The sequence below is a fragment of the Rhodoferax sp. genome (assembly GCF_012927445.1).
Classification (GTDB): Bacteria; Pseudomonadota; Gammaproteobacteria; order Burkholderiales; family Burkholderiaceae_C; genus Rhodoferax.
Genome location: NZ_JABBPD010000005.1, coordinates 72,441 through 79,220, shown reverse-complemented (window position 1 = coordinate 79,220; position 6,780 = coordinate 72,441). Strand labels below are relative to the sequence as shown.

Annotated in this window: 5 protein-coding genes and 1 pseudogene; all 6 read right to left on the bottom strand. The window is 60.0% G+C overall.

Translation table 11 applies throughout. The annotated features are described in order from the left end of the window. Positions 1-158 (bottom strand): annotated as a pseudogene (locus tag HHJ17_RS11215) (UDP-glucose 6-dehydrogenase); the annotation flags it as partial. A gap of 30 nt (positions 159-188) precedes the next feature. Then, complete coding sequence (locus HHJ17_RS11210; RefSeq protein WP_296502340.1) at positions 189-1,136, bottom strand: polysaccharide deacetylase family protein; 948 nt, start codon at positions 1,134-1,136, stop codon at positions 189-191. Beyond that, positions 1,136-2,440, bottom strand: coding sequence for a putative O-glycosylation ligase, exosortase A system-associated (locus HHJ17_RS11205; RefSeq protein ID WP_296502345.1), 1,305 nt, complete (start codon positions 2,438-2,440; stop codon positions 1,136-1,138). The genes HHJ17_RS11210 and HHJ17_RS11205 overlap by 1 nt, the downstream gene beginning before the upstream one ends. Further along, the gene (locus HHJ17_RS11200) at positions 2,433-3,656 is read right to left on the bottom strand and encodes a glycosyltransferase family 4 protein (RefSeq protein ID WP_296502348.1); all 1,224 of its coding nucleotides are present in this window, start codon (positions 3,654-3,656) and stop codon (positions 2,433-2,435) included. The genes HHJ17_RS11205 and HHJ17_RS11200 overlap by 8 nt, the downstream gene beginning before the upstream one ends. Continuing rightward, positions 3,653-4,852 carry a TIGR04063 family PEP-CTERM/XrtA system glycosyltransferase gene (locus HHJ17_RS11195; RefSeq protein ID WP_296502436.1) on the bottom strand — a complete coding sequence of 400 codons (1,200 nt, stop codon included), beginning with the start codon at positions 4,850-4,852 and terminating at the stop codon, positions 3,653-3,655. Before HHJ17_RS11195 ends, HHJ17_RS11200 begins: the two co-directional genes overlap by 4 nt. A 2-nt stretch (positions 4,853-4,854) precedes the next feature. Continuing rightward, positions 4,855-6,780, bottom strand: coding sequence for an XrtA/PEP-CTERM system amidotransferase (locus HHJ17_RS11190; RefSeq protein ID WP_296502350.1), 1,926 nt, complete (start codon positions 6,778-6,780; stop codon positions 4,855-4,857).

The window sequence follows — 6,780 nt, the reverse complement described above, 5'->3', positions numbered from 1 at the left end:
TCCTGCAGACCAGGCTCGAAGATCGGGATGCCGCCGTCTTCCAGCAGTTGGATTTTGGCCGGGTCGACATCCAGGCACAACACGTCGTTGCCGACTTCGGCCATGCAAGTGCCGGACACCAAGCCGACGTAGCCGGTGCCTATTACAGTGATTTTCATACGCTCTCCATGCAGTTCCGATCAAACGCGTCAAGCGCTACGCAAGTTGGCCAGCAGGCGCGCCCCGAAGCGCAGCTTGGTGGAATCCCACGGCGTGAAGCGCGGGATCTGGTACAAGTCCCCCCCCATCGCCAAGGCACCCCAGTGCGTGCTCACGGCCGCATCAAAACCCAGGCTGCGCACCACGTCCACACTTTGCGGCGTGTAGTCGTCGCCAGGCTTGCCATTCGGGTAGGCGAACAGGCCCACGCGCTCGCCCAGTAACTGCTCCAGAAAACACTTGCTGCCCTCGATTTCTTGCCGGGCCTGTTCATCGGTGAGCCGGGCCAGGATGGGGTGGGACATGGTGTGGGCGCCAATCTGCATGCCCGCGTGGCGCATGGCCTTAACTTCATCCGAGGTCATCATCAGGTCGTGGGACGACTGGACCCCGGCCAGATGCCCCAATTGCTCCGTGAGGGTGATCCGCTCCGCCAAGGGCCGATACTTGATCTGATCAATGAGGGAGGCAATCGCAGCCCGCCTGTTGGCGATGGAGTCGAGGGCATGACGCCCCAAACCCAGCGGTGATAAGTCGAGCACGGCCATGTTGCAGCGCCGGATGGACTCGATGATGGTGTCATTCCACATGCGGCCACCATCCAGAAAGCGGGTCGCAATGAAGAACGTGGCCTTTAGAAGATGGCGCTGCAGGATGGGCAGCGCTACATGATGATTGTCGGCATAACCATCGTCAAACGTGAGGCAGGCAGCCCGAGCAGGAAGGCGACCGGCCTTCAAACGCTCCACGGCCTCGTCCAGCGGCAGCACGTTGAACCATGAGGCCAACCAGCCACATAACGCATCAAAACGGCGAGCGTGCATTTCTTCCGGAAACAACGGGTCGGGCTCGGACAATACCCGGTGAAAGATCAGTACCGACAAGTGGCCACTGGCACCGGCGGGAGACGCCCATTGAAGAAGTGGTTTGAGCAGCATCACTGGGGGATGGGGCTGGCTTTTTTGGACAAGGGCGAGCGTTGCTTTATTGTCTGCGCCTGAGCCGCCTTGATCCACTCCTGGCCATCCATCCATCGACAGCCCAACACAACAAGAATGAGGATGTTGTAAGGCAGGTCGTAGTACGCCAGGCTGAGAAATGCGCCTCCCACCGCATAGCCGGCCAGGCTGACCTGGCACATTGCCCCCAAGTGCGACAGCCACTGGGTTTGCGGTAGTTTCTGCCCCTCGATCCGCAAACGCTCCGCCGAACGCCAGACAAAATACCACAGCAATAAAAACAGGAACAGTCCCACAAAGCCGTGTTCGCCCAACACCATGAAGTAGATGCTGTGCGCGGCGTGAACATCCGAAGGATTAGGGGCATACAAGGCAAACAGGTCAGGCCTGTAGACCATGAATCCGCCCCCGAAAAAGTTGGCCTTGGCCAGGTTCCAGGCCATCCACCAGGCATTGATGCGACCGTTAGCGGAGGAATCATCCTGATAGCTGCCAATCGAATCCATGCGCGCCCACCAAGTGTCCGGCATGAACGACAGCAAGGCCACGCCCGCCAATACCAGCAATCCGGCGACGACAACTTTCTTGTCACTGCGCCACCAAAATACGCCAGCCATGGCGGCAATCGCAAGGAAGGCGCCGCGCGATTGACTGCCCAGTGCGGCGGCGGCACACAACAGCATGGACAACAAAAGTCCACGCTTGACCCATACCGACTCCGTTGTCAGTTGCAAAAAGCGCATCAGGGGAATGATCATCACCAACGCCAACGCAACTTCGTTGTTGCCACCAATGTAACTCCCCTCAGGACCCCAAACTCGGTACACCCCTCCGGTTGCCAGCGTGAAAAACCCGCCCTTGACACCGTAAAACCCGAGGGAGCCAACCAAAACCCATGTCAACATCGTGATGTGCTTTTTTGAATGGAGCACCACCATGGCGGCGAGCACCATCAAGTCGATTTTCATCACCCGATTCCATAGCGGGTAACTTTCATCAAAACTGAAAGAGAAAGGCAAGGTGATGCACATCCACAGCATGAACGACATCAGCACGATGGTTTCGCGAGTCACGAAGAAGTTCCGCCGGTCTTTGGTCAACACAAGTCCGAGCAGGATGGAGATTGCAATCGTCGCGGCGACCGGCATACTCGTTAAACCCCAGCTATAGGCATGCGGGTTCATGATGCTGATCCATGTCCACCCCAGGATTCCGAGCCAAGGATGCAGCAATCCATAGGAGGCCAAGCCAAGGATGATGAGACCAAGAACATAGTCACGCATGAATAGCCCCTTTACGCTGGTCTGCGATCTGATCGAACAAAGCCAATTGGGCATTTGTGGTGTTCTGCCAGCTGAATTTTTCAGCATAGGCGCGAACCCGTGACCGCTCCGGATAGGCCGAAAGCAACAAACGGATGGCATCGGCGAACGCGCCGCCATCCCGTTGATCGACCAGCCTCCCTGCCACATCCCCCGCGACCACTTCCGGCGTGCCCCAGATGCGGGTTGCCACAACGGGCGTGCCACACGCCATGGACTCAAGCAGCACATTGGCCCACCCTTCCCGACTTGATGCAAGAATCATCACATCGGCGGCGCTGTACCAGCGAAACAGCTCCGCATTGGGCAAGGCCCCCGTAAAGGAGACCCGATCTTCCACCCCGAGACGCTTGCATAAAGTCCGCAGGTTATCGCGTTCTTCGCCGTCTCCAATAACGATTAAACGGGCTTGCGGAAAAGCCGGTAGAAGTTTGGCCAAGGCATCAATGGCGATGTGGTGGCCTTTACGCTCGACCAGGTAGCCAACCGAAACCAGCAGAGGAGCGCCCTTCAAACCAAGCTCGGTTCGAACGGTGTCTTGCGGCACCGGGCGAAAACGCTCCAGATCAACCCCGTTGCGCATGACATGCAAACGTTCCTGGGGAATATGCCACGCACGGAGCACGTCCACCAACGCGGCGCAGACCCCGATGGAGGCCGCGGCGCGGGACGCCGCCCATTGCATCATGCGCCGCGGCAAAAAATGCCGAGGAATCAGGTTCAGGTCGGTCCCCCGGGCCGTGACGGTGAAGGGCTTGTTGAAGTACCGCGCCAGCAGCGCGGCCGCCACGCCGTCGGGATAATAGTAATGGGCATCGATCACGTCAAAGTCATAGCCCTCATCCAGCAGGCGCTGGACCGCGGGGACGGCCCCCATGGCCAAGGTGAAGGGCGCGATGTTCATGCCCACCTTGGGCGGCAGGAAATAGCGGGGGTGCTGCACATCGATACCGTGGTAGGTCTCCCGCAAGGGGGTACTGGCCATGCGGGCATAGTCACCGAAGCGAGGATGGGTTGAAAAAAACCAGGGAACAGGCGCCACAACCCTGGTCTGGACCTGACCACTGCCCAATAGCTCGCGCAAACGTGTTTCCACAAAAATGCCTTGATTTGGCCGCACGCTGCTGGGGTACAGCGTGGAAAAAAGCAGCGTTCGGGTCGGTGTTTGATGATTCATGACGGCAGCAGATGGGTATATGCGCTGTGATAGTTGGCCACGCTAGCGGTCCAATTGCGTTGTTCTTCGACAAAGCGACGACCCGCCTCGCGCATGGCGGGCCAGCGCTCTCGGGCGGCCAGCAGGTCAAGAACGGCTTGCGCCAAGGCATCTGAACTGCCCGCCTTGAACAGCATGCCGGTCTCGCCATGGCGAATCAACTCCTTGTGGCCGCCGACGTCAGACGCCACCAGCACCCGGCCTTGGGCCATGGCCTCAAGCGGCTTGAGTGGGGTCACCAGCTCGGTCAAGCGCATCGAGTGACGCGGGTACGTCAGCACATCAACCAAATCGTAATAAAGCTGCACTTGATGGTGAGGCACGCGGCCGGTAAAGACGACCTTGTCGGCCAAACCCAAGCGCAGGGCTTGGGCCTTGATGGCGGCTTCCTCCGGCCCCCCGCCCACCAGCAACACCCGCACGTCGGGCCGCCGGGCCAGAATGCCCGGCAGGGCCTCTAGCAGCAGGTCCAGCCCTTCATAGGCATAAAACGAACCAATGAAACCAATGACGCTGGCGCCTTGCAGACCGAGCCGGGCCTTCAGCGCGGCAACGGGCTGGCCACCGGGCTCAAACGCTTCAAGGTCGACCGCGTTGGGGATGACGGTGACCTTGGCGGTGGGAATGCCACGCGCCACAATATCGCTGCGCAGGCCTTCACAAATGGTAAAAACATGGCGGGCTCGCCGCAGCGCCCAAGTCTCAACCCAGTGAGTCAGGCGATAGCGCAGGCTGCCTTCGGTTGTATCGCCGTGGTCCACGGCAGCATCTTCCCAGAAGGCGCGTACTTCATAGACCACCGGAATCCCCATTCGCCGGCCCACGCGCAACGCAGGCAGAACGTTGAGAACCGGGGAATGGGCGTGCAAAATGTCGGGACGCACCTGCTCGGCTACCTGTTGCAGGCGGCACTCCAGCTGGCGCATCAGAGCGATTTCACCCAGGCCGGGTACCTTGCTTACCGACACTTCAGGGGTGCGGTAAAAATGCCAGCCGTCCACCTCTTCTTCAAGCGCCTGGGCTCCTACTTGCTTCGGGCTTGTGAGGTGAAAGGTGTCCCACCCGAGTTTGCGCTGCTCGCGCAGGATCGACAGGGTACGAAAGGTGTAGCCGCTTTGTAGCGGGATGGAGTGATCCAGGACGTGGAGTATGCGCAAGCTCATGGATGCACCCCGGTCAGTTCAGCATCATGGCCATCCACCACTTGTCGCAAAAAGGCCTCAAACATCAGCAGCGTCCACAGCGGTGCACTGTAGTCGCGAGCGCCGGACTGATGCGCCTCCACCAGATGCCGCAGATAGGCCGGATTGAACCAGCCGGTGGCCAGCAGCCGTTCGCCCAGCACCGCGTCCCGCACGCGTTGCTTCAGCGGCCCGCGGAACCAGCGCGCCAGCGGTACAGAAAAACCCATTTTGGGCCGGTACAGAACATCTTGCGGCAGGTGCGGCTCCATGGACTTCTTGAACAGATACTTGCCTTCTTGCCCGCGGATTTTGAGACTGGATGGCAGTGTGGCCAGCCACTCTACAAGCTCATGGTCCATCAGCGGCTCACGCACTTCGAGCGAATGGGCCATGCTGGCGCGGTCGACCTTGGTATTGATATCACCGACCAAATAAGTTTTGAGGTCCAGGTACTGGATGAGGGCCAACGGGTCGTCGGTGCCAGCCTGGCTGGCGTGTCGGCTCAATACCTGTTGCGCGTTGTAGCCCGCCAGCTCGGTTTTGAAACGCTGGCTGAACAGCGCCTCGCGCATGGGGCCACGCAGGATGGAGACCGTATGAAAATAGGCTTCCACCGAGCTGCGGGCCAAGCCCTCGAATGTGGTTTTGGCGCGGAACATGCGCGGCGCCCAGTCGGCCTTGGGGTACAACTTGCCCAGCAGACCAAACACCGGGCCGCGCAAGCTCTGGGGCAGCGCGGCGCGCATGCGCTCTTCCATCAAGTGCATGCGGTAGCGCCGGTAACCGCCAAGCGCTTCGTCGCCACCATCCCCGGAAAGCGCCACCGTCACGTGCTTGCGCGCCAGCTGGCAGACCCGGTAGGTAGGGATGGCAGAACTGTCGGCGTAGGGTTCGTCGTACAGACGGGCCAGCGTATCGATGAGGTCAAAGTCATCGCTCTTGACGGTTTCGACACGGTGCCGGGTGTGGTATCGGTCGGCCACCTTTTGTGCAAACTCGGATTCATTGAAGGCCGGGTCATCAAAGCCGATGGAACAGGTGTTGACCGGATCGGACGACAAGCCGGCCATGACGGCAACGACGGCACTGCTGTCCACACCACCGGACAGAAACGCGCCCAGCGGCACTTCGGCGATCATGCGCAAGCGAACCGATTCCTGCAGCCGGTGGACCAGCTCGGCTTGTGCATCGGCCTCAGAAATCGGGTTATCCAGACTGAAACGCACATCCCAATACGCGACCTGCTCACCCACCGGCTGGCCATGCCTGATGCTGAGGGTGTGGGCGGGCGACAGCTTGTGGGCCTGTTTGAAGATGGTGCGGGGTTCGGCCACGTAGCCGAGCGCAAAATATTCTTCCACCGCCAGCGGATCGATGTCACGACGCAGTCCACCGTGGGCCATCAACGACTTCAACTCGGAGCCGAACAACAGCATGCCGTCGTCTAGCAGTGCGTAATACAGGGGCTTGACGCCCATCCGGTCTCGCGCCATAAAGAAAACTTGCTGATTGCGGTCCCACAGGGCAAAGGCAAACATGCCGCGAAAACGCTTGACGCAGTCAGCCCCCCAGGACTCCCACGCGTGGACGATGACCTCGGTGTCGCTCTTGGTATGAAACACATGACCCAGTGCCTGCAGCTCGGGGATGAGTTGCTGGTAGTTGTAGATTTCGCCGTTGAAGACCACCACCACCGAACCATCCTCGTTGAATAGCGGCTGTTGGCCGGTGGCAATGTCGATGATGGACAGGCGCCGATGACCCAGGCCCACGCCGGGTTCGATGTGCAGGCTGCCCTCGTCCGGACCACGGTGCAACTGCGAGTCGTTCATGCGCTGGAGTACCGCGCGACTGATATCGCGGCTGCCGCGGGTGTCAAAAATGCCAGTAATGCCGCACAT